The sequence below is a fragment of the Salinisphaera dokdonensis CL-ES53 genome (assembly GCF_040361215.1).
Classification (GTDB): domain Bacteria; phylum Pseudomonadota; class Gammaproteobacteria; order Nevskiales; family Salinisphaeraceae; genus Salinisphaera; species Salinisphaera dokdonensis.
Window position 1 is genome coordinate 749,591 of record NZ_APND01000001.1, and the last position, 22,942, is coordinate 772,532.

General features: G+C 63.8%; 21 protein-coding genes. 10 read left to right on the forward strand and 11 right to left on the reverse strand.

Annotation, left to right across the window (positions count from 1 at the left end):
- Window positions 1-756 carry a peptidoglycan editing factor PgeF gene (pgeF, locus tag SADO_RS03445; RefSeq protein WP_353109232.1) on the reverse strand — a complete coding sequence of 252 codons (756 nt, stop codon included), beginning with the start codon at window positions 754-756 and terminating at the stop codon, window positions 1-3.
- A complete protein-coding gene (gene rluD, locus SADO_RS03450; protein WP_353109233.1) occupies window positions 743-1,720 on the reverse strand; it encodes a 23S rRNA pseudouridine(1911/1915/1917) synthase RluD in 978 nt (325 codons plus the stop codon). The genes pgeF and rluD overlap by 14 nt, the downstream gene beginning before the upstream one ends.
- 136 nt (window positions 1,721-1,856) lie before the next feature.
- On the opposite strand from rluD, the gene SADO_RS03455 reads away from it, so the two are divergent.
- Complete coding sequence (locus SADO_RS03455; RefSeq protein WP_353109235.1) at window positions 1,857-2,765, forward strand: outer membrane protein assembly factor BamD; 909 nt, start codon at window positions 1,857-1,859, stop codon at window positions 2,763-2,765.
- A gap of 160 nt (window positions 2,766-2,925) precedes the next feature.
- Here the strand turns inward: SADO_RS03455 and SADO_RS03460 are convergent, their stop codons facing one another.
- From SADO_RS03460 to sucC, 4 genes are all read right to left on the reverse strand, one after another.
- Window positions 2,926-4,554: an NAD+ synthase gene (locus SADO_RS03460; protein ID WP_353109237.1), complete on the reverse strand. Its 1,629-nt coding sequence runs from the start codon at window positions 4,552-4,554 to the stop codon at window positions 2,926-2,928.
- A 120-nt stretch (window positions 4,555-4,674) separates the two neighbouring features.
- On the reverse strand, window positions 4,675-5,106 hold the full coding sequence (locus tag SADO_RS03465) for a GFA family protein (RefSeq protein WP_353109238.1): 432 nt from the start codon (window positions 5,104-5,106) through the stop codon (window positions 4,675-4,677).
- A gap of 124 nt (window positions 5,107-5,230) precedes the next feature.
- On the reverse strand, window positions 5,231-6,100 hold the full coding sequence (gene sucD, locus SADO_RS03470; protein ID WP_353109239.1) for a succinate--CoA ligase subunit alpha: 870 nt from the start codon (window positions 6,098-6,100) through the stop codon (window positions 5,231-5,233).
- Window positions 6,101-6,158: 58 nt separating this feature from the next.
- A complete protein-coding gene (gene sucC / locus SADO_RS03475; protein ID WP_353109241.1) occupies window positions 6,159-7,322 on the reverse strand; it encodes an ADP-forming succinate--CoA ligase subunit beta in 1,164 nt (387 codons plus the stop codon).
- Between the two features lie 171 nt (window positions 7,323-7,493).
- On the opposite strand from sucC, the gene SADO_RS03480 reads away from it, so the two are divergent.
- The 8 genes from SADO_RS03480 to SADO_RS03515 all read left to right on the forward strand — a co-directional run bounded on the left by SADO_RS03480 (window position 7,494) and on the right by SADO_RS03515 (window position 14,927).
- Window positions 7,494-7,754 (forward strand): hypothetical protein, encoded by a 261-nt coding sequence (locus tag SADO_RS03480; RefSeq protein WP_353109243.1) that lies wholly within the window; start codon window positions 7,494-7,496, stop codon window positions 7,752-7,754.
- A complete protein-coding gene (locus SADO_RS03485; protein ID WP_353109245.1) occupies window positions 7,751-9,397 on the forward strand; it encodes a sensor histidine kinase in 1,647 nt (548 codons plus the stop codon). The genes SADO_RS03480 and SADO_RS03485 overlap by 4 nt, the downstream gene beginning before the upstream one ends.
- Entirely contained in the window at window positions 9,384-10,814 is a 1,431-nt protein-coding gene (locus tag SADO_RS03490) for a sigma-54-dependent transcriptional regulator (protein ID WP_353109246.1), read from the forward strand. The genes SADO_RS03485 and SADO_RS03490 overlap by 14 nt, the downstream gene beginning before the upstream one ends.
- A 76-nt stretch (window positions 10,815-10,890) precedes the next feature.
- Entirely contained in the window at window positions 10,891-12,117 is a 1,227-nt protein-coding gene (locus tag SADO_RS03495) for a type II secretion system F family protein (RefSeq protein ID WP_353109247.1), read from the forward strand.
- On the forward strand, window positions 12,118-12,999 hold the full coding sequence (locus SADO_RS03500; protein ID WP_353109248.1) for a prepilin peptidase: 882 nt from the start codon (window positions 12,118-12,120) through the stop codon (window positions 12,997-12,999). It begins immediately after the preceding gene.
- Window positions 13,000-13,111: 112 nt separating this feature from the next.
- On the forward strand, window positions 13,112-13,753 hold the full coding sequence (coaE, locus tag SADO_RS03505; RefSeq protein ID WP_353109249.1) for a dephospho-CoA kinase: 642 nt from the start codon (window positions 13,112-13,114) through the stop codon (window positions 13,751-13,753).
- A 105-nt stretch (window positions 13,754-13,858) separates the two neighbouring features.
- A complete protein-coding gene (gene zapD, locus SADO_RS03510; RefSeq protein WP_353109251.1) occupies window positions 13,859-14,629 on the forward strand; it encodes a cell division protein ZapD in 771 nt (256 codons plus the stop codon).
- Between the two features lie 88 nt (window positions 14,630-14,717).
- A complete protein-coding gene (locus SADO_RS03515; RefSeq protein WP_353109252.1) occupies window positions 14,718-14,927 on the forward strand; it encodes a DNA gyrase inhibitor YacG in 210 nt (69 codons plus the stop codon).
- Between the two features lie 7 nt (window positions 14,928-14,934).
- On the opposite strand, the gene SADO_RS03520 is transcribed toward SADO_RS03515, so the two are convergent.
- From SADO_RS03520 to secA, 3 genes are read right to left on the reverse strand one after another with little or no spacing between them, the layout of a single operon-like run.
- Window positions 14,935-15,909 carry a Nudix family hydrolase gene (locus SADO_RS03520; RefSeq protein WP_353109253.1) on the reverse strand — a complete coding sequence of 325 codons (975 nt, stop codon included), beginning with the start codon at window positions 15,907-15,909 and terminating at the stop codon, window positions 14,935-14,937.
- 8 nt (window positions 15,910-15,917) lie between these two features.
- Window positions 15,918-17,132: a bifunctional glutamate N-acetyltransferase/amino-acid acetyltransferase ArgJ gene (gene argJ, locus SADO_RS03525; RefSeq protein WP_353109255.1), complete on the reverse strand. Its 1,215-nt coding sequence runs from the start codon at window positions 17,130-17,132 to the stop codon at window positions 15,918-15,920.
- A 1-nt stretch (window position 17,133) separates the two neighbouring features.
- Entirely contained in the window at window positions 17,134-19,938 is a 2,805-nt protein-coding gene (gene secA / locus SADO_RS03530; RefSeq protein ID WP_353109257.1) for a preprotein translocase subunit SecA, read from the reverse strand.
- A 161-nt stretch (window positions 19,939-20,099) separates the two neighbouring features.
- Between secA and SADO_RS03535 the strand changes: the two genes are divergently transcribed.
- Complete coding sequence (locus tag SADO_RS03535; RefSeq protein WP_353109261.1) at window positions 20,100-20,549, forward strand: DUF721 domain-containing protein; 450 nt, start codon at window positions 20,100-20,102, stop codon at window positions 20,547-20,549.
- On the opposite strand, the gene lpxC is transcribed toward SADO_RS03535, so the two are convergent.
- Together lpxC and ftsZ are read right to left on the reverse strand one after the other, a co-directional pair.
- Window positions 20,550-21,467, reverse strand: coding sequence for a UDP-3-O-acyl-N-acetylglucosamine deacetylase (gene lpxC, locus SADO_RS03540; protein WP_353110072.1), 918 nt, complete (start codon window positions 21,465-21,467; stop codon window positions 20,550-20,552).
- A 276-nt stretch (window positions 21,468-21,743) separates the two neighbouring features.
- Window positions 21,744-22,889: a cell division protein FtsZ gene (gene ftsZ, locus SADO_RS03545; RefSeq protein ID WP_353109263.1), complete on the reverse strand. Its 1,146-nt coding sequence runs from the start codon at window positions 22,887-22,889 to the stop codon at window positions 21,744-21,746.
- Between the last annotated feature and the right edge of the window lie 53 nt (window positions 22,890-22,942).

Sequence of the window (22,942 nt, forward strand, 5' to 3'; positions counted from 1 at the left end):
TCAACCGTTCGCAGTGGACCAGATCAGGCTCGCCATGCGCCCGGTACGCGGGTCGCGTCGGTAGGAATAGAACCGCGCGGCGTCGTCGATGGTGCACAGGCCGCCGCCATGGATAGCCGTCACGCCGGCGCGTTCGAGCCGGGCACGGGCCAGCGCATAGATATCGGCCAGATACTTGCCGGGCGCGGCGCCGGCCACGAATGCCTGCGCATCCGCCGGGTCGTGGTCGCAGAACGCCGCGCGCACGTCCTCGCCAACCTCGAAGTTGTGCGCACCGATGGACGGCCCCAGCCAAGCCATCAGCTCATCGGCCGGCGCCGTCAGGGCATCGACCGTGGCTTCCAGCACGCCGCCCGCGAGGCCGCGCCAGCCGGCATGGGCCGCGCCCCAGCAGCTGCCGGCACGATTGCAGAACAGCACCGGCAGGCAGTCCGCGGTCAATACCACGCAGACGGCGTCTTCGGCAGTGGCAACACTGGCATCGGCCTCGCCCTCCACCGGGGCGCCCGCATCGACAACACGGTTGCCGTGCACTTGATATAGCCACGCGGGTTCGCCAGGCAGCGCCAGCTGTTCGCGCAGTTGCTGGCGGTTGCTACGCACGGCTTCGGGATCGTCACCGGCCCGGTCGCCCAGATTGAAGCTATCGAACGGCGCGGCGCTTGTTCCGCCGGTACGCAATGTCGTGCCGGCGCGAATATGCGCCGGCGCGGGCCAGGCCGCGGGCAGGAAGTTCGGCGATTCAGTTATCGGCATGAGCCTGTGCATCCGCGTCGAGCCCGGCGAGCAGGCGTTCGAAATCGTCCGGCCGTGGCGCTTCCCAGCTCATGTATTCGCCGGTCACTGGATGGGTCAGGCCCAGCTTGCGCGCATGCAGGGCCTGGCGCCGGAAAGTACGCAGCGTGTCCACGAACGCGTCGCTGGAATCGCGCGGCAGCGCCAGCCGGCGACCGTATGTAGCGTCGCCCAGGAGCGGATAACGGATATGCGCCAAATGCACGCGAATCTGGTGCGTACGCCCGGTTTCGAGCCGGCAGCGCACGTGGGTATGGGCACGGTAGCGCGTGATCACGCGATAGTGCGTGACCGCTTCGCGGCCCGTATCGCGCACGGCCATGCGCTTGCGATCGACCGGGTGGCGGTCGACCGGCGCGTCGACATGGCCACCGGCCGTCATCACGCCGACCGCCACAGCTTCGTATTCGCGCTTGACCGTGCGTTCGGCCAGATCGGCAACCAGCTTGGCGTGTGCGGCAAAGGTCTTCGCCACGACCAGAATGCCTGAGGTGTCCTTGTCGAGCCGGTGCACGATACCGGCACGCGGCAGCGCGGCCATTGATTCGTCGTGGTTGATGAGTGCGTTTTGAAGCGTGCCATCGGGATTTCCGGCGCCCGGATGCATCACCAGCCCGGCGGGCTTGTCGAGCACGAGAATGGCGTCGTCTTCGTAGATGATGTTCAGTGCGATCGGCTCGGCCACCACGCGCGCATCGTCGGGTTCGCTGGGCAGGAACAGGCGCACCTGTTCGCCGCCCGCGACCTTGGTCTTGGCTGCAGGCGTTCCGCCGTCGACCGTGAGGGCGCCGTCGACGAGCCACGCCTGAAGGCGGGAACGCGAGTAGTCGGGCAGCAGTTCGGCCAGCGCGCGATCGAGCCGCCGGCCGGCAAATTCATCGGGAATCGGCGCTTCGAAATCAGGTTCGCGGCTGCTTGCCGGCATCGCAGTTTTCTCTTCGTTTATGGGTCGATCACAGGCAGGAAATGCCGCGCGACCGTAAATGACTCGATTGGAGGTTCCTAGGTATACTCCGCGTTCGTTTTTATCTGTTGGCGTGCGGCGCACGTCCGGGACTGGCATGCGGAAACTCGCTCTCGCGCTTTCAATTCTGATGTTGCTTGCAGCCGCCGGTTGCGGTGGCGACAAGGGCATCAACGAAACCGGCTACAGCAACGAGCCGCTCGTCGACCGCGAGGGCAACAAGCTCGACTCGGCCGACGCCGAGCGTCTGTACAAGTCCGCCCGCGAGTTCATGGTTGGCAACGACCCGCAGCGCGCGCTGAGATTATACGCGGAAGTGCAGGCCCGCTTCCCGTTCTCGCCTTATGCGGCACAGTCCGAAATGGAATCGGTGGCCGCCCATTACAAGGCTCAGCAATACGATGCGGCGGTATCGGCCGCGGATCGCTTCATCAAGCAGCGCCCGCGTAACTCGCATATCGACTACATCTATTACCTGCGCGGCCTGTCCAACTACGACCGCAACGAAGCCGGCCTGCTGGGCGGCGACCCGGACAAGCGGGACACGCGTTTCCTCGAGCAGTCCTTCACCGACTTCAACCTGTTGGTCGAGAACTATCCGCAGAGCGTGTATCGCAAGGATGCGCAGCTGCACATGATCGATATCCGCAACCGGCTGGCGGATTTCGAAATCGGTATCGCCGAGTACTACCTGCGCCGGCGCGCTTATGTCGCTGCCAGCCGTCGTGCAGAGAACGTGCTCAAGCGTTACCAAGGCTCGGATTCGGTGCCGCGCGCACTAGAGATCATGGAAGAGAGCTACGCCAAGCTCGGCCTGACCGATCTGGCCGAGGACGCACGCGCGATTCTGCAGGCGTCGTATCCGAACTACATCCTGCATCGCGACGAGTTCTACCGGCAGCGTGCCGGCGACGAACCACGCTATGAGCTGCCGGCGATGGACACCGCCGCGGCAAGCGGCGAGTCGCTGCCGCCGGAAGAATCGAGCGAAGAAAGCGAAGAGTAAATCGCGGACGATGCAGCTGTCCGCGGCTGTAGCCGCAGCGCAGGCACGCCTCGTCGCCCGACACTCTGCCGGCCAACTGAGACGGCACGGATTCACAGCCTGCTAACTGCCCCGAGTACGTCGCCCTACGGCAAGCCCCTACTACGGCCTGGCGAGTACGCTACAAGTCGCCGTAAACCGCGGTGATCGGATAGCGTCGATCCCGGCCGAAGGCGCGTAGCGTGACCTTCGGCCCGGGTGCGGCCTGACGACGCTTGTACTCGTTGCGCCGGATCAGCCCCGCCACCTGCCGGACGTCGTCCTCGCCGTAGCCGGCCGCACAGATGCCCTCGATGGATTCGCCATGCTCGACATAGGCTTCGATGATCGGATCGAGCACGTCGTATTCCGGCAGCGTGTCGGTATCGGCCTGATCATCGCGTAGCTCGGCGGACGGCGGACGCGTGATCACCCGCCCCGGAATCACTTCACCGCGCGTGTTGCGAAATTTCGCCAGCCGGTAGACCCACGTCTTGTAGACGTCCTTGAGCGGCGCGAAACCGCCGCACATGTCGCCGTAGAGCGTGGCATAACCCACCGCCATCTCCGACTTGTTGCCGGTCGCCAGCACCACGTGGCCGAACTTGTTGGAAAGCGACATCAGCAGCGCGCCGCGGATACGGGACTGCAGATTCTCTTCGGCGGTATCGGGTTCACGATCGCCAAACAATGGCGCCAGCGTGCCGAGCAACGCAGAGAACCCGTCCTCGATCGGCAGGTCGTCATAGCGAACGCCCATGCGTTCGGCCTGATCGGCGGCGTCGACGTTGCTGATATCGGCGGTATAACGCGACGGCATGGATACCGCCCAGACGCGCTCGCCGCCGATCGCATCCGCCGCGACCGCCATAGCCAAGGCGGAGTCGATGCCGCCGGAGGCGCCGATCAGCGCGCCGGGAAAGCCGTTGCGATCGATATAGTCGCGGGTGGCGCGCACCAGCGCGTCGTAGATCAACGCCTCGGGCGACTGCTGTTCGGCAATCGCGCCGGCCGCGGGCGCGCCATCCTCCGCCGCAGGCCAATCAATGCAGTAGACACCGGACTCGAAGGCCGGGGCGCGCATGCTGAGGCGCCCGCTCCTGTCTACCGCACAGGAACGACCGTCGAAGACCAGTTCGTCCTGTCCACCCACACAGTTCACATAGCAGATCGCCAGATCGTTCGCCGTGGCACGCTCGGCCAGCAGACCTTCGCGCTCGTCCTGCTTTTCGACATGGAACGGCGAGGCGTTGAGGTTGACCAGCACTTCGGCGCCTGCGGCCCTGGCCTGGGCCGCCGGGCCCTTCTCCCAGATGTCTTCACAGATCGTCACGCCGACCTGACGCCCGTTCAATTCGAATACGCAGGGCGCATCACCGGGCCGGTAGTGACGGCGCTCGTCGAACACGCCGTAGTTGGGCAGGCATTGCTTACGATAGTGCGCGACCCGCTCGCCGTCACGCACGACCACGGCAGCGTTGTAGATCTCGTCACCGACATATTCCGGATAGCCGATCACGGCCGTGATGCCGGTCAGTGACGCCGCCAGCGTCGACAGGGCGGACTCGATCGCCGCCGGGAGGCCGCGCCTCAGCAACAGATCGTCCGGCGGATAGCCGAGCAGTGCCATCTCGGGAAAGGCGACCAGATCCGCGCCGTGGGTATCACGGGCGATAGCCGCACTTTCGATCATCTGGCGGGCATTGCCCTCGATATCGCCGACCCAGACGTTGAGCTGGGCCAGTGCAATGCGAAGCGAAGCGTCGCTCATGAAGCGTTTACCTTGTAGGGACCGGCCTCAAGACCGGCTTGGCCCGATGCCTGTCGGCACCCGACGCGCAGCCGCCGCCGGCACATCGGCCGGCCGGGGCTCCTCCGCATCGGACAGCGTTCAGCCATCGATGCCGATCATCTCACCGCCCTCGGATTTGGGCAGGTCGTCGTCGATATCGAGCACGCGCTCGCGATAGAAAAGATGCAGCGTGGGCGCAAGTGCTGCCGGCAGCTCACCGCCGTTGTTCTTGCGGAACACGCCGTGCGGGATCACCGGGATACCGGGGCTGTGACGTCCATACATGATCATGCCGCATTTCGGGCAGCCGAAGCGACGCATCTGGCGGTCCGACATCTTGTGATCGAACAGGACAGACTCATCCGGGACGTCGACGTTGTCGTCGCTCCAGCCGGTCAGCGATAGCACGTCATTCGTGTAGAGCGCGCGGCAGCTGCCGCAGTGGCAGTACAACGAAAGCTTGGGCTCGCCCCGGGCCGTCATCGTGACGTGGCCGCAGTCACAGCTGAGTACGTAGGTCGGTTCACTCATGGACTTGTCCGTTTCCAAACGTCCTGCCATTCAAGCATGGGTCAGCTCACAGACCAACCCGGTTGCGCGCAACCAAAAAGGCCCGGCATCAAGCCGGGCCTTTTTTGTGGCAATCCGCCGGCTATCAGCCGAGGATCTCTTCCATCTTGCTGCCGATCTCGGCGGTGGAGCGCACCGTGGCGACTCCGGCCTTCTCGAGCGCGGCGAACTTGTCGTCGGCCGTGCCCTTGCCGCCGGAGATGATCGCGCCTGCATGGCCCATGCGCTTGCCGGGAGGTGCGGTCACGCCCGCGATGTAGGCCACCACCGGCTTCGACATATTGGCCTTGATGAACTCGGCGGCCTCTTCCTCGGCGGTGCCGCCGATCTCGCCGACCATGACCACGCCTTCGGTCTGCGGGTCGTTCTCGAACATCTCGAGCACGTCGATGAAGTCGAGGCCGTGGATTGGGTCACCGCCAATGCCCACACAGGTGGACTGGCCGAGGCCGATGTTGGTGGTCTGGAAGACCGCTTCGTAGGTCAGCGTGCCGGAACGCGAGACGATGCCGATCTTGCCCTTCTTGTGGATATGCGCCGGCATGATGCCGATCTTGCATTCACCCGGGGTGATCACGCCCGGGCAGTTCGGGCCGATCAGCACGCTGTTGGACTCGTCCAGCACCGAGCGCACCTTGAGCATGTCCATGACCGGAATGTGCTCGGTGATGCAGATGATGGTTTCGATGCCTGCGGCCTCGGCTTCGAGGATGGCGTCGGCCGCGAACGGCGCCGGCACGTAGATCATGGTGGCGTTGGCGCCGGTCTTGGCGACCGCTTCGGCACAGGTGTTGAACACCGGGCGATCGAGATGCGTCTCGCCGCCACGGCCGGGCGTGACGCCGCCGACGATGTTGGTGCCGTAGTCGATGCACTGCTCGGAATGGAAGGTGCCCTGCGAGCCGGTGAAGCCCTGGACGATGAGTTTGGTGTCGTTGTTGACGAGAATGCTCATGAATTGATCCTGGTCTAAAGCGTGTTCGGTAGAAGGTCTGTCAGCGCGCGGGCTGGCTTCAGCCCTTGGCCTCGGCGACGACCTTCTTGGCCGCGTCGGTCAGATCCTGCGCAGCGATGAGGTCGAAATCGCACTCGTCGAGCAGCTTGCGACCCGCCTCGGCGTTGGTGCCTTCCAGGCGCACCACGACCGGCACGCTGATGCCGACGTCCTTGGCCGCGGTGATGATGCCTTCCGCGATCAGATCGCAGCGCACGATGCCGCCGAAGATGTTGACCAGAATCGCCTGTACGCCTTCACCGGCGGTGATCAGCTTGAACGCCTCGGTGACACGCTCGGTGGTCGCGCCGCCGCCGACGTCCAGGAAGTTGGCCGGCTCGCCGCCGTGCAGCTTGACCAGGTCCATGGTGCCCATGGCCAGGCCCGCGCCGTTGACCATGCAGCCGATGTTGCCGTCGAGCTGGATGTAGTTGAGATCGTGCTCGGCCGCCTGGGCTTCGCGCTCGTTCTCCTGGGTGAGATCGCGCATGTCGGCGAACTCTTTATGCCGGAACAGCGCGTTGTCGTCGAAGTTGAGCTTGCCGTCGAGTGCGACGAGACCGCCCTGCTCGGTGGTGACCAGCGGGTTGATCTCGACCAGCGAAGCGTCGGTCTCGACGAACATCTCGTACAGGCCCTTCATGACCTTCACGAATTCACCGACCTGCTTCTTGTCCAGCCCCAGGAAGAAGCCGAGCTGGCGGCCCTGATAGGCCTGGAAGCCGGCGGCCGGGTGGATCGCCACCTGGGTGATCTTCTCGGGCGTGGACTCGGCGACTTCCTCGATGTCCATGCCGCCTTCCGGCGATGCGATGAAGGTCACACGACGCGTGGCGCGGTCGACCAGCACCGACAGGTACAGCTCGGACACGATATCGGCCGGCTTCTCGACATAGACCGAATGGATCGGCAGGCCGACATCGCCGGTCTGCTTGGTCTTGAGCTCACCGCCGATCATGTCGGCCGCGGCCTGCTTGACCTCGTCCATGCTCGAGCAGATCTTCACGCCACCGGCCTTGCCGCGACCGCCCGCGTGAACCTGGGCCTTGACCACCCATTTTTCGCCGCCGAGCGATTTGGCAGCTTCCACGGCCTCGTCGGCCGAGCGGGCGACCTGGCCCTCGCCGGCCGGCACGCCGTACCGTGCAAAGATTTCCTTGGCCTGATATTCGTGAACGTTCATGGCATCGCCTTTGTGGAATCAAATCTTCGAGATGCCGCGCATTGTGGCGCGTGAAACGCGCAGCGACAACTTCATGAATCATCCAGCCGTCGACAAGGAACCGCGACAGCGCCGATCGCTGACGTATGATGCCCTCTGGATCACCCACCGCGACACGATGGGTCTATCGCCATGGCACGCCTGCTCGGACTACTTCTGCTTCTCGGCCTCGGCTGGCTGATCGTCAGGCAATTGCTTGGCTCATCAACCCGTAACCGCGATCGCGTACGGGAGGAAGACAACGATCCGCGGTTCGAGAAAACCGTGCGCTGTGCGCGCTGTGGCGTACACATGCCGCTATCGCTGGCCTATCGCAGCAACGATGGCCACGTCTGCGGTGAGCCGGACTGCAGCGAACGACCCGACAAGGCGTCCCGCGACCGGCCGCGATGACCCCTACCCCCGGCACTGCGCTGGTCCGGCATGTCGAGGACTGGCGTGCGATCACGTCGCTCAACGTCTACCGCGGGCTGGTGGCGTTCGGGCTCGTCGGACTGCTGCTGTTCGGCGCCGCGGAACAATTGTTCATGGTGGCGCTGCCGGAGGTCTTCCGGATCGCATCACTGCTGTATCTGGCGCAGTGCGGGTTTTCTCTGTTCATGTCGTTATCGCGCACGCCCGCACTGCGCGTACAGGTGCTGCTCGCCTGCGCGGTCGACGTGGCAATTTGCACCACCCTGACGTTCGCAAGCACCGGCGTCGCCGGCGGACTCGGCATGCTGTTGATCACGCCAGTGGCGGCCGCCGGCATGCTGCTGCCCGCACGTCTGGCGACGTTGATCGCCGCATGTGCCGCCATCGGCATTGTCGGCCAGGAAGGCTGGCGCGCAATCCAGTTTCTCGATGTACGAGCCGAATTCGTACAGGCCGGCATTCTGGGCTCGGTCTTTTTCATTACAGCAAGCGTGGCGCACTGGCTTGCGCGCCGAGTGCGGGTCAGCGAGGCGATCGCCGCCGAACGCGCTACCGAGGCCCGCGATCTCGCCACACTGAATCGGCACATCATTCAACAGATGGATATGGGCGCCGTGGTCGTCGACGGTTCGCACCGCGTCCAGCTGATCAACGATGCCGCGATCCGGATGCTCGAGCTCTTGCCGACCCGACCGGTGCGTACCCAGCTCGATGAACTGTCGCCCGCGCTGGAAGAGGCCCTGGTTGATTGGCAGATACGCGCGCCGGTCAGTAACGACGTCATCCGTGCCGGGTCGCATTCGCTGCTCCCGGTGTTCTCGCGCCTCGGCCACGGGGAATCCGCATCGGTGCTGATCTTCCTGGAAGACGCAGCGCGGCAAAGCGAGCAGGCCCAGCAACTCAAACTGGTCTCGATCGGCCGCCTGTCGGCCAGCATCGCCCACGAGATTCGCAATCCGCTGGGCGCGATCAGCCATGCCGGACAACTGCTGGCCGAATCGCCGACGCTGAACGGCGAAGATCTGCGCATGCTCGACATCATCCACCGGCACAGCCGACGGATCGACAACATCATCAATAGCGTCATGGGGCTGTCGCGCCGCTCACAGCTTTCGCGCCGTACACTCGCGCTGTCGGCCTGGCTGTACGACACCATAGACGACTATCTCGACTACAACGAGGATGCGCCCGATTTCGATATCGACGAGTTCGACGCCGCGCTGCAGGTCGAATTCGATCCCGATCACCTGCGTCAGGTACTGTTCAACCTCTGGGATAACGCGCAGCGCCACGCACGCAAGGCCGGCATCGAGCTGACCATCCGCCTGACCGGCCATCGCAACCGTAGCGACCGTTTCTGCCTGGATATCATCGACAACGGGCCGGGAATCGACCCCGCGATACTCGACCAGATCATGGAGCCTTTCTTCACCACCAACCGCGAAGGCACCGGTCTCGGCCTGCATATCGCAGGCCAGTTGTGTGATGCGAACGGCGCCCAGCTCGCGCCGGTTGCACATTCGGCCGGAGCCTGCTTTCGTATCACCTTTGCTCACGCACCGCCGGCCGTAGCCGTGCCTGCCGAACCGCCCATCCAAAGCCGCCCTAATGACCCCGACTGATACAGCACCGAACGCGTTAATCGTTGATGATGAAGCGGATATCCGCGAACTCGTGGAAATCACGCTGGCCCGCATGTCAATCCAGACGCTGGCGGTGGCAACCCTGGCAGAAGCCAGAGCAGCGTTCGAGGAAGGGCGTTTCGATCTCTGCCTGACCGACATGCGTCTACCCGACGGTGACGGCCTGGACCTGGTGAGCTATATCAACGAACGCCACCCGCACTGCCCGGTCGCGGTGATCACCGCCTACGGCAGCGCCGATACAGCGGTGTCCAGCCTCAAGGCCGGTGCGTTCGATTTCGTTTCCAAGCCGATCGATGTATCCGGCCTTCGGTCGTTGGTCTCCCAGGCGCTCAAGCTCGCCGGGCTCGACCACGACGCACCGCCGCACCCCTCGCTGGACGCCTCGCCGCGACTGATTGGCGATACGCCCTCGATGCAACAGTTGCGCCAGACCATCGCCAAGCTCGCCCGCAGCCAGGCGCCGGTCTATATCACCGGCGAATCGGGCACCGGCAAGGAACTGGTCGCGCGCATGATTCATGCCGAAGGCCCGCGCATGAGCAACACCTTCGTGCCGGTGAACTGCGGCGCGATTCCTTCGGAACTGATGGAATCGGAGTTCTTCGGATATATGCGCGGCGCGTTCACCGGCGCGATGCGTGACACACCCGGTCTGTTTGCGCGCGCAGACGGCGGCACCCTGTTCCTGGACGAGGTCGCGGATCTGCCGCTGACCATGCAGGTCAAGCTGCTGCGCGCGATCCAGGAACGCGCAATCCGCCCGGTCGGCGCCAATGACGAGACCGCAGTCGATGTGCGCGTGATCTGTGCCACTCATCGCGACCTGGCCACTGAAGTCGCGCGCGGCAGCTTTCGCGAGGATCTCTATTACCGCCTCAACGTCATCGAGGTGCACGTTCCGCCGCTGCGCGAGCGGCGTGCCGATATTGCGGCGCTGACCGCGCGCATCCTCGAGGCACTCGCCCGCAAGCTGCGTCTGCGTCGTGCACCGCATCTGTCGCGCGAGGCACTCGACGCGCTGGAGCAGTATTCCTTTCCCGGCAATATCCGAGAACTGGAAAACATTCTCGAACGCGCGGTCACGCTCAGCGAGGATGCCGTCATCGAACGCCAGTACCTGCGCCTGAGTTCGCCGCTGCTCGATACGGGCACGGGCAGCGCCGCGTCGGCCGCACCCACTGCGCCGGGCACCGTGGGCGGCTACACCAGCAATGGCCATCCTGCACCGATGGATACCAGCGCCGATCTGGAAAGTCAGCTGGAAGCGCTCGAACGCGAACGAATTCAGGCCGCGCTGGAAGCCTGTCACTACAACAAGACCAAGGCCGCGAAGCATCTGGGCATCACGTTTCGAGCGCTGCGCTATCGGCTGGCAAAACTGGGCATGAATTAATCGCGCTCCTTGCCGATAAATCCTGTATGCAGACGATGTCCACGCCCACTGGCGTTTACCGGCACGGGGCCGACTGATGGCAACCACGATGAGCGAAAACCAGACCTTCTTCTGGATCGGCACCGATCGCAGCGGGAGTCGGGTCAAGGGCCAGACCGACGGCCCGAACGAAGCCATGGTGAAAGTGGCGCTGCGCAAACAGGGCATCAACCCGATTCGTGTGCGCAAACAGACCACGCTGTTTGGCATCGGCGGCAAACGCAAGAAGAAGATCAAGGCCGGCGATATCGCCATCCTGGCCCGCCAGATGGCAACGATGCTCGCCGCCGGCGTACCGCTGGTGCAATCGCTGGACATCATTGCCAAGGGCGCGGACAACCCGAGCCTGGCCGAACTGGTTGAAAACATCCGCTCCGATATCGAGGACGGTATCCCCCTGGCCAGTGCGCTGGCACGGCATCCCAAGTATTTCGACGATCTGTTCGTGAACCTGGTCGACGCCGGTGAGAAGTCCGGCGCGCTCGAGTCGCTGCTCGACAAGATTGCGACGTACAAGGAAAAGACCGAAGCCATCAAGGCCAAGGTCCGCAAGGCGCTGTTCTACCCCAGTGCCGTTATCGTCGTGGCCATCGTGGTGATGGGCATCCTGCTCTACTTCGTAGTGCCGCAGTTCCAGTCGCTGTTCCAGGGCTTCGGCGCCGACCTGCCGGCCTTCACGCTGCTGGTGATCAGTCTGTCCGAAGGCGTTCAGGCCTGGTGGTGGGCGATCATCGGCGTCATCGCCGCCGTCTTCTACGGCTTCTTCCAGGCGCGATTGCGATCTCGAAAGTTCAGGCGCATGAACGATCGGCTGGCGCTGAAGCTGCCCGTGATCGGCGATATTCTCTACAAGGCGGCCGTCGCGCGCTTTGCCCGCACCCTGTCCACCATGTTCGCGGCCGGCGTACCACTGGTCGAGGCCATGGACTCGGTCGCGCGCGCCTCCGGCAATATCGTCTTCGAGGAGGCCATCCTGCAGATGCGCGACCAGGTCTCGTCTGGCGTGCAGCTGCAACTGGCCATGAACAACACCGGCCTGTTCCCGAGCATGGCACTACAGATGGTCGCCATCGGTGAAGAATCGGGCTCCCTGGATGCGATGTGTTCGCGGGTGGCCGACTTCTACGAGGCCGAGGTCGACAATCAGGTCGATTCGCTGTCGTCCCTGCTCGAACCCATGATCATGGCGATCATCGGCGTACTGGTCGGCGGGCTCGTGATCGCGATGTATCTGCCCATCTTCAAGCTTGGGTCGGTGGTGTAAGTGGCCGAGCTGTTCGCAGAGCATCCCGTGTTCTGCTATGCCGCTGTCGGCCTGTTCGGCCTGATTGTCGGCAGTTTTCTCAACGTGGTGATCCTGCGTCTGCCGCGCATGATGCAGGCCGAATGGCGCGCTAGCGCTGCAGAAATCCTAGGTCAGCCTGCGGCGGTATCTTCGCCCTCGCGTGTCAGCCTGTCGCGGCCGCGATCCACCTGTGGCCACTGCAGCACGCCGATCAAGGCACATCACAATATTCCGGTTCTGAGCTTTCTGCTGCTACGCGGGCGCTGCTCGAACTGCAGCCATCCGATCTCGCTTCAGTATCCCGCGATCGAGCTATGCAGTGCCGTGCTCGCGATGTTCGTGGTCGCCGCCTTCGGCATGGTGCCGTTCACCGGCTTCGCGCTGATCTTTACGTGGACGCTGCTCGCTGCCGCCATGATCGACTGGCACACCCAGTTCCTGCCGGACGCGCTCAGCCTGCCGTTGCTCTGGCTAGGACTGCTCATCAGTCTTGGCCATGGCGCGGGTTTCGCGCTCGTGGATCCGGCAACGGCCATCATCGGTGCCGCGGCGGGCTATCTCATTCTCTGGCTGGTATTTCAGGTTTTCCTGCTGGTGACCGGCAAGGAAGGCATGGGCTACGGCGACTTCAAACTGCTCGCCGTGATCGGCGCTTGGCTGGGCTGGCAGGCCCTGCCCATGGTGCTGCTCATGGCATCGCTCGCGGGCGCGATCGTGGGCGGCACGTTGATGGCGACAGGAGTCCTCGCACGGGGCAAGCCGATGCCTTTCGGGCCCTGGCTCGCGATCGCCGGCTGGCTGGCACTCGTGGCAGGCGATACAATCAGCGGCGCTTATTTATCGGTCGCCGGATTACGCTGATACTCGTCGCTGCACACGCTGCGTGTGCGACAGGGCCGACAGGCTGCTGTCATCACTGCATGAACACGGTGACGAGCATGGCTAGCCCATCCGGTTGCAAAGGACGTTAAGGATGCCGAGTACCCTCACCGTCGGTCTCACCGGCGGGATTGCCAGTGGCAAATCCCTGGTCGCCAGTGCCTTTCAGCGCCTCGGCGTCACCATCATCGACGCGGACATCGTCGCCCGCGACATCGTGGAGCCCGGCCAGCCGGCGCTGGCAGAGATCGCCAGCCGTTTCGGCGATGACATCGTCGACGACGAGGGCCGCCTCAAGCGGCGCGACCTGCGCGAGATCGTGTTTGCCGACGACAGCGCGCGCTCGGACCTGGAGGGCATTACCCATCCGCGTATCCGCGAGGAACTTGCCCGCCGGCGCGACGCCGCCCAATCGGACTATTGCCTGCTGGTGGTTCCGCTGCTGGTGAAATCCAGCATGATCGATCTGGTCGATCGCGTGCTGGTGGTCGACGCGCCTGAAGGCGTCCAGATGGAACGCCTGATGTCACGCGACGACATCGACGAGGATCTGGCCCAGCGCATGATCGCCGCGCAGGACGCGCGCGGCGAGCGCCTGGCCATGGCAGACGATGTGCTCATCAATACCGGCCCACGCAAGGATATCGCCGATCTCGCTGCTGCTCTGCACGCGGGTTATCTGCGTCTCGCCCAGGGCGAAGTCGCGGATCTGCCGCCGCTGCACCTGCCCGGTTGATCTGCGGGCAAACCGGTCCGGAAAGATTCGCCAAGGCAGCGCAATTTTGCCTGACCTGTCCGGGGGCATAGACTGAACCCCCGATTCATCTGACGAGGGTTGTCTGTGGCCGACAACGGCGTGTTCTGTTACGAGCAACCGCTCAACGAACGCATACGAACGTTTCTGCGTCTGGAACACCTGATTGCGCGGCTGCGTCATCACGAGACGGATGAAAGCGTCTGGGGCCGACGTGCCACGCTCGATGCCCTGCTGGATGTACTCAACGTGATGTCGCGCTACGACACCCGCGGTGAAGTCAGCAAGGAACTGGGCAGTCGTTATGCTTCCCTGGAACGGCTCGCCGACCGTGACGACGTCGACGACACCGCTCTGCGCAATATCCTCGATGATCTCGACAAGCTCGGCCTCGAAATGCAGCGCATGCCGCCGCAGTTCGCCTCCTATCTGCTGCGCGACAACGAACTACTGAACAGCCTGAACAATCGCAGCCCGATTCCGGGCGGCAACTGCAGCTTCGATCTCCCCACATTCCAGCACTGGTTATCGCAGGACAACGCGCGTCAGACACGCGATCTCCAGGCCTGGTGTGGCCATATCAAGCCGTTCGAGCAGGCGATTGCCACGCTGCTCGGGCTGCTGCGCGACAGCACGCGACCGGCGCCGTTTACCGCCAAAGCGGGCGTACTGGTCTACAACACCGACGCCAACACGCAGCTGATTCGCGTGCTGCTCGACAGCGCCAAGGTTTTTCCCGAAATCAGCGCCGGCCGCCACCGCGCGACAATCCGCTTCATGGAATACCAGGACAAGAAACTGCGCCTGCAGCAGTCCCAGGCGTCGATCGAATTCCGGATGGCCTGCTGCCGTTTCTGACCCGTAGTGGGCTCGACCGCCTACGCCGCACCGCTTACCCTGTCGGCCCGCCGCACCAAACCTCGTCTCCACAGACTGTAGCGACACGATGACCCAAGCCAAGACGATCGACTGCCCGCACTGCGGCAAGCCTGCTCGCATTGCTGCTGACAACGCCTATCGGCCGTTCTGCTCCAAGCGCTGCAAGCTCGTCGACCTGGGTGACTGGCTGGACGAGAGTAATCGTATTCCGGATCCAAGCGGCAGCGCGCCTGGCATGGGGCCAGACACCGATCCGGACAGCGGCCTACCCCACTAAGATCGACTCAGACGCGGCTCGCGGGCCAGAACCCCCGAATCGCGGCCACGCCCTGCGCGTTGTGACGCGCGGCGACGTCTAGGTCATCCGAACCCAAGCCGCCCAAGGCATAAACCGGCAGGGCATGATCGCCACGCGCCGCAGCCCAGCCATCCCAACCCAGCGGCACGGCGCCGGGATGCGTGGCGGTCGCCGCCACCGGGGACAGCACGGCGAAATCGGCGCCGCGGTCGGCCGCCATCGCCAGGTCGCGATCGGTATGGGCAGACACGGCCAGCAGCTGCCCGGGGCCAAGATTCGGCCGCCCTTTTTGCAGCAACCGTGCTACCGACCAGTGCAACCCATCGGCACCAACCGCACGACAAAGCTCGAATGAGCGGTCGACCAGCACGCGCACACCCTGGGCATGGGCTGCCGGAATCACTTCCGAGGCAAGAGCCTGATAGGCCGCATCGTCGATGCCCTGATCGCGCAAGCGCAGGAGCGTGATACCGCTACCCAGTAGCACGTCGAACTGGGCCTGCCACGCATCCGGCTCCGCAGCGCTCCGTGCCGGCGTGATCGCATATCGATCGGGTAGATCAAGCGCGTTGAGAATCACATCGGTGGCAGGGAGTAATGTGTAGTCGCGGAGTTCTTCGCGGCTGACCCAGGTCAGCTCCTGGCCTTCCAGCCCCTCGGGCTCGCCCTGCCACGCGTCGATACGCGAGACGTGCAGGCGCACCGGGCGCTCGCCCTTGGCATGAGCAAAACGGATAATCGTTTCGCCCTGGCAATCTCGCACGCCGATTTCTTCGGCCAGTTCACGCGCCAGGCAATCGGCCATCGGCTCGTCGCCCTCGCGCTTGCCCCCGGGGAACTCCCAGAAACCGGCGCCCGGGGTACCGGGGCGGCGCTGTGCGATCAGGAGCCGGTGGCGGGCATCGACGAGGATGCCGACCGCGATATCGATCGGCGGCTTAGCCGACTGTGCAGAATCCATGACGACGACTAGCTGCGATATTCGGCGTTGATACGCACGTATTCGTAGGAAAGATCCGACGTCCACACGGTGGTCGATCCTTTCCCGCGCCCCAGGTCGATCGCGATGGTGTATTCGCTGTTCGCCATCACCGCGGCCGCGTCGCTCTCGGCGTAGTCCGCTCGCGGCTCGCCCTCAGCAACGATCGCGACATCGTCCAACGCAATGGCCACCCGCTCGATGGAGAAGTCTTCGATCGGCGCGCGACCGACTGCGGCCAAAATACGGCCCCAATTGGGGTCGCCAGCGAAACAGGCCGTCTTTACCAGTGGCGAATGGGCGACCGTGAAAGCCACGGCCCGTGCCTCCTCGTCATCGCGGGCGCCGGAAACCACCAGCGTGATGAAGCGTGTTGCGCCTTCGCCGTCGCGCACGATCGCCTGAGCCAGCTCGCGGGCCACATCGGTCAGCGCCCCCACAAACGCAGACCAAGCCTCGTCTGCCGGCGAAAGCGGTGCACCTGCGCCAGTCGCACACGCAACACAAGCGTCGTTCGTCGACGTATCGCCATCGACGGAGATCGCATTGAATGAGCCGGTCATCGCCTGACGCAACGCGGCGTCGAGATCCGCGGTGGCAATCGCGGCATCGGTGGCAATGAACGAGAGCATGGTCGCCATGTCGGGCCGGATCATGCCGGAACCCTTGGCGATGCCGGTGAGTGTGACCCGCGCATCGCCGCCGATATCTACCGCGCGGGAAGCGCCCTTCTCGACCGTATCGGTGGTCATGATGGCGCCGGCCGCGGCGAGCCAGCCGTCGGCATCCAGATCATCGCTCAGCGTGTCGATCGTCTGCTGCATGCGCTCCAGCGGCAGGCTTTCGCCAATCACACCGGTCGAGAACGGCAACACCTGATCAGCCGATAGACCCAGCGAACGCGCCGCGGATTCACAGCAGGCCAGCGCGTCGGCATCCCCGCGTCGGCCGGTGCCGGCATTGGCGTTGCCACTGTTGACCAGCAATGCACGGACGCGGCCCGCGGCGAGATTCTTCTGCGCCAGCCGTACCGGCGCGGCAGCGAAGGCATTGCGCGTGAACACGCCGGCCACGGTCGCGGTATCGGCAAGCTTGAGCAGCGCGATGTCGTTCCGGCCCGGCTTCTTGATCGCGGCCTCGCCGACCGCCCACTCGGCACCGGCGACCGGCGCAAGACGCGCCGGTGCGGACAGATTCACAGCCATGTCAGTCCTGCCCGTGGCAGTGCTTGAACTTCTTGCCGGAGCCGCAGGGGCAGGTTTCGTTACGCCCGATCTTGCGCTCGCCGCGGACAAACGTCTCGGGGCGCTCGGCCGGCTCGCCGGCGCCCTGCGTCGGCGCATCCGTGCCCGGAAGATTGGCGCGTGCGGCCTGTTCGGCCGGATCCGGGCCGCCCTGCTCACCCGCCGACTGCTGCGCCGCGGCTGCAGCGGCCACGGCCTGGTCGGCAGCCGACGAGGCTTCGGCGTGCTGAAAGTCCAGATTCTCCATCTGCTTGCGACGTTCCTCGCGCGCTTCTTCCGTGGCTTCGGCACGCACACGACCACGCGCCAGCACGGTCACAGTCTCGTGCTTGAGGCGACCGAGCATGTCGTTGAACATCTCGAAGGCTTCGCGCTTGTACTCGTTCTTCGGATCCTTCTGGGCGTAGCCGCGCAGATGGATGCCCTTGCGCAGATAGTCCATCGAAGCCAGATGCTCACGCCAGAGCGAGTCGAGCACCTGCAGCAGCACGGCCTTCTCGATCTGCGCCAGCACGTCCGGGCCGGCCTCTTCGCGCTTGGCCTCGTAGGTGTTCTTGAGTTCGGCGCTGATGCGCTCGCGCAGGCCTTCCTCATCGAGCTTCTTGTCCTCGTCGAGCCATTGCTGGATCGGCAGCTCCTGACCGAAGTCACGCTGGATCGCCTCGACCAGGCCGTCGACGTCCCACTGTTCCTCGAGACTCTGCGGCGGAATATGCTGGTTGATGACGTCGTCGACGACCTCGCCCCAGATATTCTCGACGATGTCGCCCACATCCTCGTTGTCCATGATCTCGTTGCGCTGCTCGTAGACAACCTGACGCTGGTCATTGGCCACGTTGTCGTATTCGAGCAGCTGCTTGCGGATATCGAAATGGTGCGACTCGACCTTGCGCTGGGCGTTCTCGATCGCGCGCGTCACCCATTTGTGCTCGATCGCCTCCCCCTTTTCGAGGCCGAGGTTCTGCAGCATCGAACGCAGGCGCGGCGGCGTGAAGATGCGCATGAGCGCATCCTCGAGCGAGAGATAGAAACGGCTCGCGCCCGGGTCACCCTGACGGCCGGAACGACCGCGCAGCTGGTTGTCCACGCGTCGTGATTCGTGGCGCTCGGAGCCGATCACATACAGGCCGCCGGCTTCGAGTACGGCATCGTGGGTCTTCTGCCATTCCTCGCGCAGGCGCTGGCGACCGACTTCGTCGCCTTCCTCGAGCGCTTCCAGCGCCTCGTCGATATTGCCGCCGAGCACGATATCGGTACCACGACCGGCCATGTTGGTCGCGATGGTCACGGCGCCGGGACGACCCGCCTGGGCGATGATCTCCGCCTCGCGCTCATGCTGCTTGGCGTTGAGCACTTCGTGGCGCAGGCCAAGCTTGCGCATCAACTGCGACAGCACTTCGGATGCTTCGATCGAAGCCGTACCCACGAGCACCGGCTGGCCCCGATCGCTGGCCTGCTTGGCCTCCTCGGCGATCGCCTCGAACTTCTCGGCGCCGGTCATGAAGATCTGGTCCGGCAGATCCTTGCGCTGCAGCGGTCGGTTGGTCGGAATCACGACCACTTCGAGACCGTAGATCGACTGGAACTCGAAAGCCTCGGTATCCGCCGTACCGGTCATGCCGGAGAGCTTGTCGTACAGGCGGAAGAAATTCTGGAAGGTGATAGACGCGAGCGTCTGGTTCTCCTTCTGGATCTTGACGCCTTCCTTGGCCTCGATCGCCTGGTGCAGGCCATCAGACCAGCGCCGGCCCGGCATGGTGCGACCGGTGAACTCATCGACGATCACGATCTGGTCATCGGCGATGATGTAGTCGACGTCCCGCTGATAGAGCACATGCGCGCGAAGGGCCGCGTTCATGTGGTGCATCAACGCCACGTTGTTGGCGTCGTAGAGGCTTTCCTCTTCGTCGAGAAGCCCCGACTCGCGCATCAGGCCCTCGACCTTCTGATGGCCATCCTCGGTCAGGAACACCTGCTTGTTCTTCTCTTCGGGCGAATAGTCGCCGGGGCCGTCCTCTTCCTTCTGCTCGTCGAGATGCTTGACCAGCTTGTCGACCCGCAGCGAGGTTTCCGGGTCGTCGTCGGTCGGGCCCGAGATGATCAGCGGGGTACGGGCTTCGTCGATGAGGATCGAGTCGACTTCGTCGATGATGGCGTAGTTCAGCGGTCGCTGGACACGATCGGCCGGCGAGAACGCCATGTTGTCGCGCAGATAATCGAAGCCAAATTCGTTGTTCGTACCGTAGGTGATATCGCAGGCGTAGGCGCCGCGCTTGCCCTGTGGGTCCTGGCCGGAATAGATCACGCCCACGGTCAGACCGAGGAAGCGATAGAGGCGACCCATCCAGTCGGCGTCGCGACTGGCGAGGTAGTCGTTGACGGTGACGATATGCACGCCCTCGGCGGGCAGCGCATTGAGATAGGTCGCGAGCGTGGCGACGAGCGTCTTGCCCTCGCCGGTCTTCATCTCGGCAATCTTGCCTTGATGCAGGACAAGGCCACCAACCAGCTGAACATCGAAGTGGCGCATGCCGAGCACGCGTTTGCCTGCCTCGCGCACGGTGGCGAAAGCCTCCGCGGTCAGGTCATCGAGCTTGGCGCCTTCCTCGAGACGGCGACGAAATTCGGCCGTCTTGCCCTGCAACTGTTCGTCGCTGAATGACTCGTATTCGGCCTCGAGCGCGCTGACATCGCTGACGATGCGGTGCAGGCGCTTGACGACCCGCTGATTGCGGCTACCGAGAAGCTTGGTCAGAAAATTGCTCATGAACCCTCGTCGTCTGGCCCGTCGAATCGCGGCCGCGTGCTCGCCTTGCGCGCGATTCAAAAGGGGCATGATACCGCAGGCCCGACACGCCTTTCAGTGACGTTTGCCAAGCCCGGCTGATACGCTTGCGTGGATACGAAACCGTCGCCCGAGGGTCAATCATGGGGACGACCCCGCGCTCACTCCAGTCCCTGTTGCATACAGCAACGCCGGATATTGCCGACCTGATCGGTCGCGCGCGTTTTCTGGAGCGCATGAGGGCCTCGATTCTGGAGATTCTGCCCGATGCGGCCCAGCCGCATGTGCGGGTCGCGGCTTACGATAATTACCGGTTACGCCTGCACGTCACCCACGGCGGCTGGGCCACGCGACTGCGCTACATGCAGCCGGCAATCGCGCAGGCACTCGCACAGCGCATGCGTCTGCATATCGAACACGTGGAAATAAAGGTCCGCCCGGAAACAGACGAAACGGCACCCGTACGAGTGCCACGTTTCATCAGTGATACGGCGCGCGAACATATCCGCCGCAGCGCTCACTACATCGAGGACCGCGAACTCGCCGGCGCCCTCGAAAAGCTCGCGGCCGCCGGACGCGGCCCCGAACAGTAACTACGCAGCCGCGACCGGGCGCGCGTTGATATAGGAAATCGGGGAATCCTCGATGTCCTCGTAGGTGACCTCTTCCCAAGCTTTTTCGTCGGAAAGCAGCGCGCGCAGCAGCTTGTTGTTGAGCGCATGGCCTGACTTGTAGCCGGAGTAGCTGCCGATCAGACCATGACCGAGCAGGTAGAGATCGCCGATGGCGTCGAGGATCTTGTGGCGCACGAACTCGTTGTCGTAGCGCAGCCCGTCGGCATTGAGCACGCGGTAGTCGTCGAGCACGACCGCGTTATCCATGCTGCCGCCTCGGGCAAGATTGTTGGAGCGCAAAAACTCGATATCCCGCATGAAACCGAAGGTCCGCGCGCGGCTGACTTCCTTGACGAAAGAGGTCGTCGAGAAATCCACCGTCGCCGACTGGGTGTCGGAATCGAAGGCCGGGTGATCGAAATCGATGCAGAAGCTGACCTTGAAGCCGTCGAACGGATCAAAACGGGCCCACTTGTCGTCTTCGGTGACCTGCACCGAACGCTTAATACGAATGAACTTCTTCGGCGCATCCAGTTCCTGGATGCCGGCCGACTGAATCAGGAACACGAACGGTCCGGCACTGCCATCCATGATGGGCAGCTCGTCCGAAGACAGTTCGACAATGGCGTTGTCGATGCCCAGACCGGCCATCGCCGACAACAGATGCTCCACGGTCTGCACACGCACGCCGTCGTCGACCAGCGTGGTCGCGAGCGTGGTGTCGCCAACCTTGAAGGCGTCGCCACGGAACTCTTTCATCGGTGTACAGTCGGTACGACGAAACACGATGCCCATATCGGCCTCACCCGGACGCAAGGTCATATAAACCTTCTGACCGGTATGCAGGCCAACACCGGTCGCCCGGATCGGGTTCTTCAGGGTGCGTTGTCTAAGCATCGAATTCTTGTCCTTGTGGCGGTCCAGTAACGCTTGGCGTGCCATGTCACAAAGTCGTCACCTGATGGACAGATACTTTATGCACAATGGCTTAACTTCGCCTTAACCTGCCGCGTCCTTGCTTCGCCTCTGGAGCCGGCCTTCAGCCCGACCACAAAGCCGCTTAGATTAACACAGAGGCGTTGGTCGGCAGCGCACGGCTACCGCCGACCAACACACCATCTACCGCCGCCGACCCGCAGGTCGGCGTTGGCAGTTTCCCCTGCATCAGCGTCTTCAGTCTGCCTGGTTACGCAGGAAGGCCGGGACGTCGAAGTAATCCATATCGACCGCTGCGTTCTCACGCGAGGACTGCTGCGGACGATTGCGGATCACGGTCGGACGGTCCAGATCCTCGTAGCGCATCTGGCCACCGGCGTCGCGCTTGACGGCACGGATGGCTTCGCGCTCCTGGGCCTGATGGCCGAGGCCGGTCGCAACCACGGTCACGCAGATCTCGTCGCCCATGGTCGGGTCTTCGGCCATGCCGACGATGACTTCGGCGTTGTCCGCGCCCATGTCGGCGATGACTTCGTTGACGATCTGGAACTCGTGGATGCCCAGGTTCTCGTCACCCGAGACGTTGACCAGCAGGCCCTGGGCGCCGTGCAGAGACAGGTCGTCGAGCAGCGGCGAAGCCAGTGCGGCCTCCGCGGCCTCGCGGGCACGATCGTCGCCGACGGCGGTGGCGCGACCCATCATGGCCATGCCCTGCACCGACATCACGCGACGCACGTCGGCAAAGTCAACGTTGATGACGCCCGGACGGGTGATGAGGTCGGAGATGCCCTGCACCGCGTTGTGCAGCACGTTGTTGGCAGCCTGGAACGCGTTCTTCAGCGTGGTCGCCTTGCCGAGGGCGGTCAGCAGCTTCTCGTTCGGGATCACGATCAGCGAGTCGACGAAACGGCCCAGCTCTTCGATACCCTGCTTGGCGATGTCCATGCGACGACCGCGCTCGAACGGGAACGGCTTGGTCACGACTGCCAGGGTCAGGATACCCATCTCGCGGGCGATTTCGGCCACGACCGGTGCCGCGCCGGTGCCGGTACCACCGCCCATGCCGCAGGTGATGAACAGCATGTCCGCACCTTCGATGGACTCGCGAATCCGATCGCGATCCTCTTCGGCGGCCTGACGACCAATAGCCGGATCGGCGCCCGCGCCCAGACCGCGGGTGACGTTCATGCCGAGCTGCACGAGCACGTCGGCATCGCAGCGTTCCAGATGCTGAGCGTCGGTGTTGGCACAGATGAAATCGACGCCTTCGATACCGCCGTTCACCATCTGGTTGATGGTGTTACCGCCGCCACCGCCGACGCCAATGACCTTGATGACCGCTTTGTCGGTCTTCTGATCTGCAAATTCAAATACTTCTGGCATGATGCACCTCTTCTTGGTTGCCGTGCTTTTTCCTTGCGGAAAAACCTTTTGAG

What these genes read in the sequence shown, in the direction of transcription:
- SADO_RS03465 (WP_353109238.1), bottom strand. Translation starts at nt 5,106, where the DNA reads ATGAGTGAACCGACCTACGTACTCAGCTGTGACTGCGGCCACGTCACG.
- secA (WP_353109257.1), bottom strand. Translation starts at nt 19,938, where the DNA reads ATGAGCAATTTTCTGACCAAGCTTCTCGGTAGCCGCAATCAGCGGGTC.
- SADO_RS03480 (WP_353109243.1), top strand. Translation starts at nt 7,494, where the DNA reads ATGGCACGCCTGCTCGGACTACTTCTGCTTCTCGGCCTCGGCTGGCTG.
- coaE (WP_353109249.1), top strand. Translation starts at nt 13,112, where the DNA reads ATGCCGAGTACCCTCACCGTCGGTCTCACCGGCGGGATTGCCAGTGGC.
- sucD (WP_353109239.1), bottom strand. Translation starts at nt 6,100, where the DNA reads ATGAGCATTCTCGTCAACAACGACACCAAACTCATCGTCCAGGGCTTC.
- SADO_RS03490 (WP_353109246.1), top strand. Translation starts at nt 9,384, where the DNA reads ATGACCCCGACTGATACAGCACCGAACGCGTTAATCGTTGATGATGAA.
- SADO_RS03535 (WP_353109261.1), top strand. Translation starts at nt 20,100, where the DNA reads ATGGGGACGACCCCGCGCTCACTCCAGTCCCTGTTGCATACAGCAACG.
- rluD (WP_353109233.1), bottom strand. Translation starts at nt 1,720, where the DNA reads ATGCCGGCAAGCAGCCGCGAACCTGATTTCGAAGCGCCGATTCCCGAT.
- SADO_RS03515 (WP_353109252.1), top strand. Translation starts at nt 14,718, where the DNA reads ATGACCCAAGCCAAGACGATCGACTGCCCGCACTGCGGCAAGCCTGCT.
- SADO_RS03520 (WP_353109253.1), bottom strand. Translation starts at nt 15,909, where the DNA reads ATGGATTCTGCACAGTCGGCTAAGCCGCCGATCGATATCGCGGTCGGC.
- SADO_RS03455 (WP_353109235.1), top strand. Translation starts at nt 1,857, where the DNA reads ATGCGGAAACTCGCTCTCGCGCTTTCAATTCTGATGTTGCTTGCAGCC.
- sucC (WP_353109241.1), bottom strand. Translation starts at nt 7,322, where the DNA reads ATGAACGTTCACGAATATCAGGCCAAGGAAATCTTTGCACGGTACGGC.
- pgeF (WP_353109232.1), bottom strand. Translation starts at nt 756, where the DNA reads ATGCCGATAACTGAATCGCCGAACTTCCTGCCCGCGGCCTGGCCCGCG.
- lpxC (WP_353110072.1), bottom strand. Translation starts at nt 21,467, where the DNA reads ATGCTTAGACAACGCACCCTGAAGAACCCGATCCGGGCGACCGGTGTT.
- argJ (WP_353109255.1), bottom strand. Translation starts at nt 17,132, where the DNA reads ATGGCTGTGAATCTGTCCGCACCGGCGCGTCTTGCGCCGGTCGCCGGT.
- ftsZ (WP_353109263.1), bottom strand. Translation starts at nt 22,889, where the DNA reads ATGCCAGAAGTATTTGAATTTGCAGATCAGAAGACCGACAAAGCGGTC.
- SADO_RS03485 (WP_353109245.1), top strand. Translation starts at nt 7,751, where the DNA reads ATGACCCCTACCCCCGGCACTGCGCTGGTCCGGCATGTCGAGGACTGG.
- SADO_RS03460 (WP_353109237.1), bottom strand. Translation starts at nt 4,554, where the DNA reads ATGAGCGACGCTTCGCTTCGCATTGCACTGGCCCAGCTCAACGTCTGG.
- SADO_RS03495 (WP_353109247.1), top strand. Translation starts at nt 10,891, where the DNA reads ATGGCAACCACGATGAGCGAAAACCAGACCTTCTTCTGGATCGGCACC.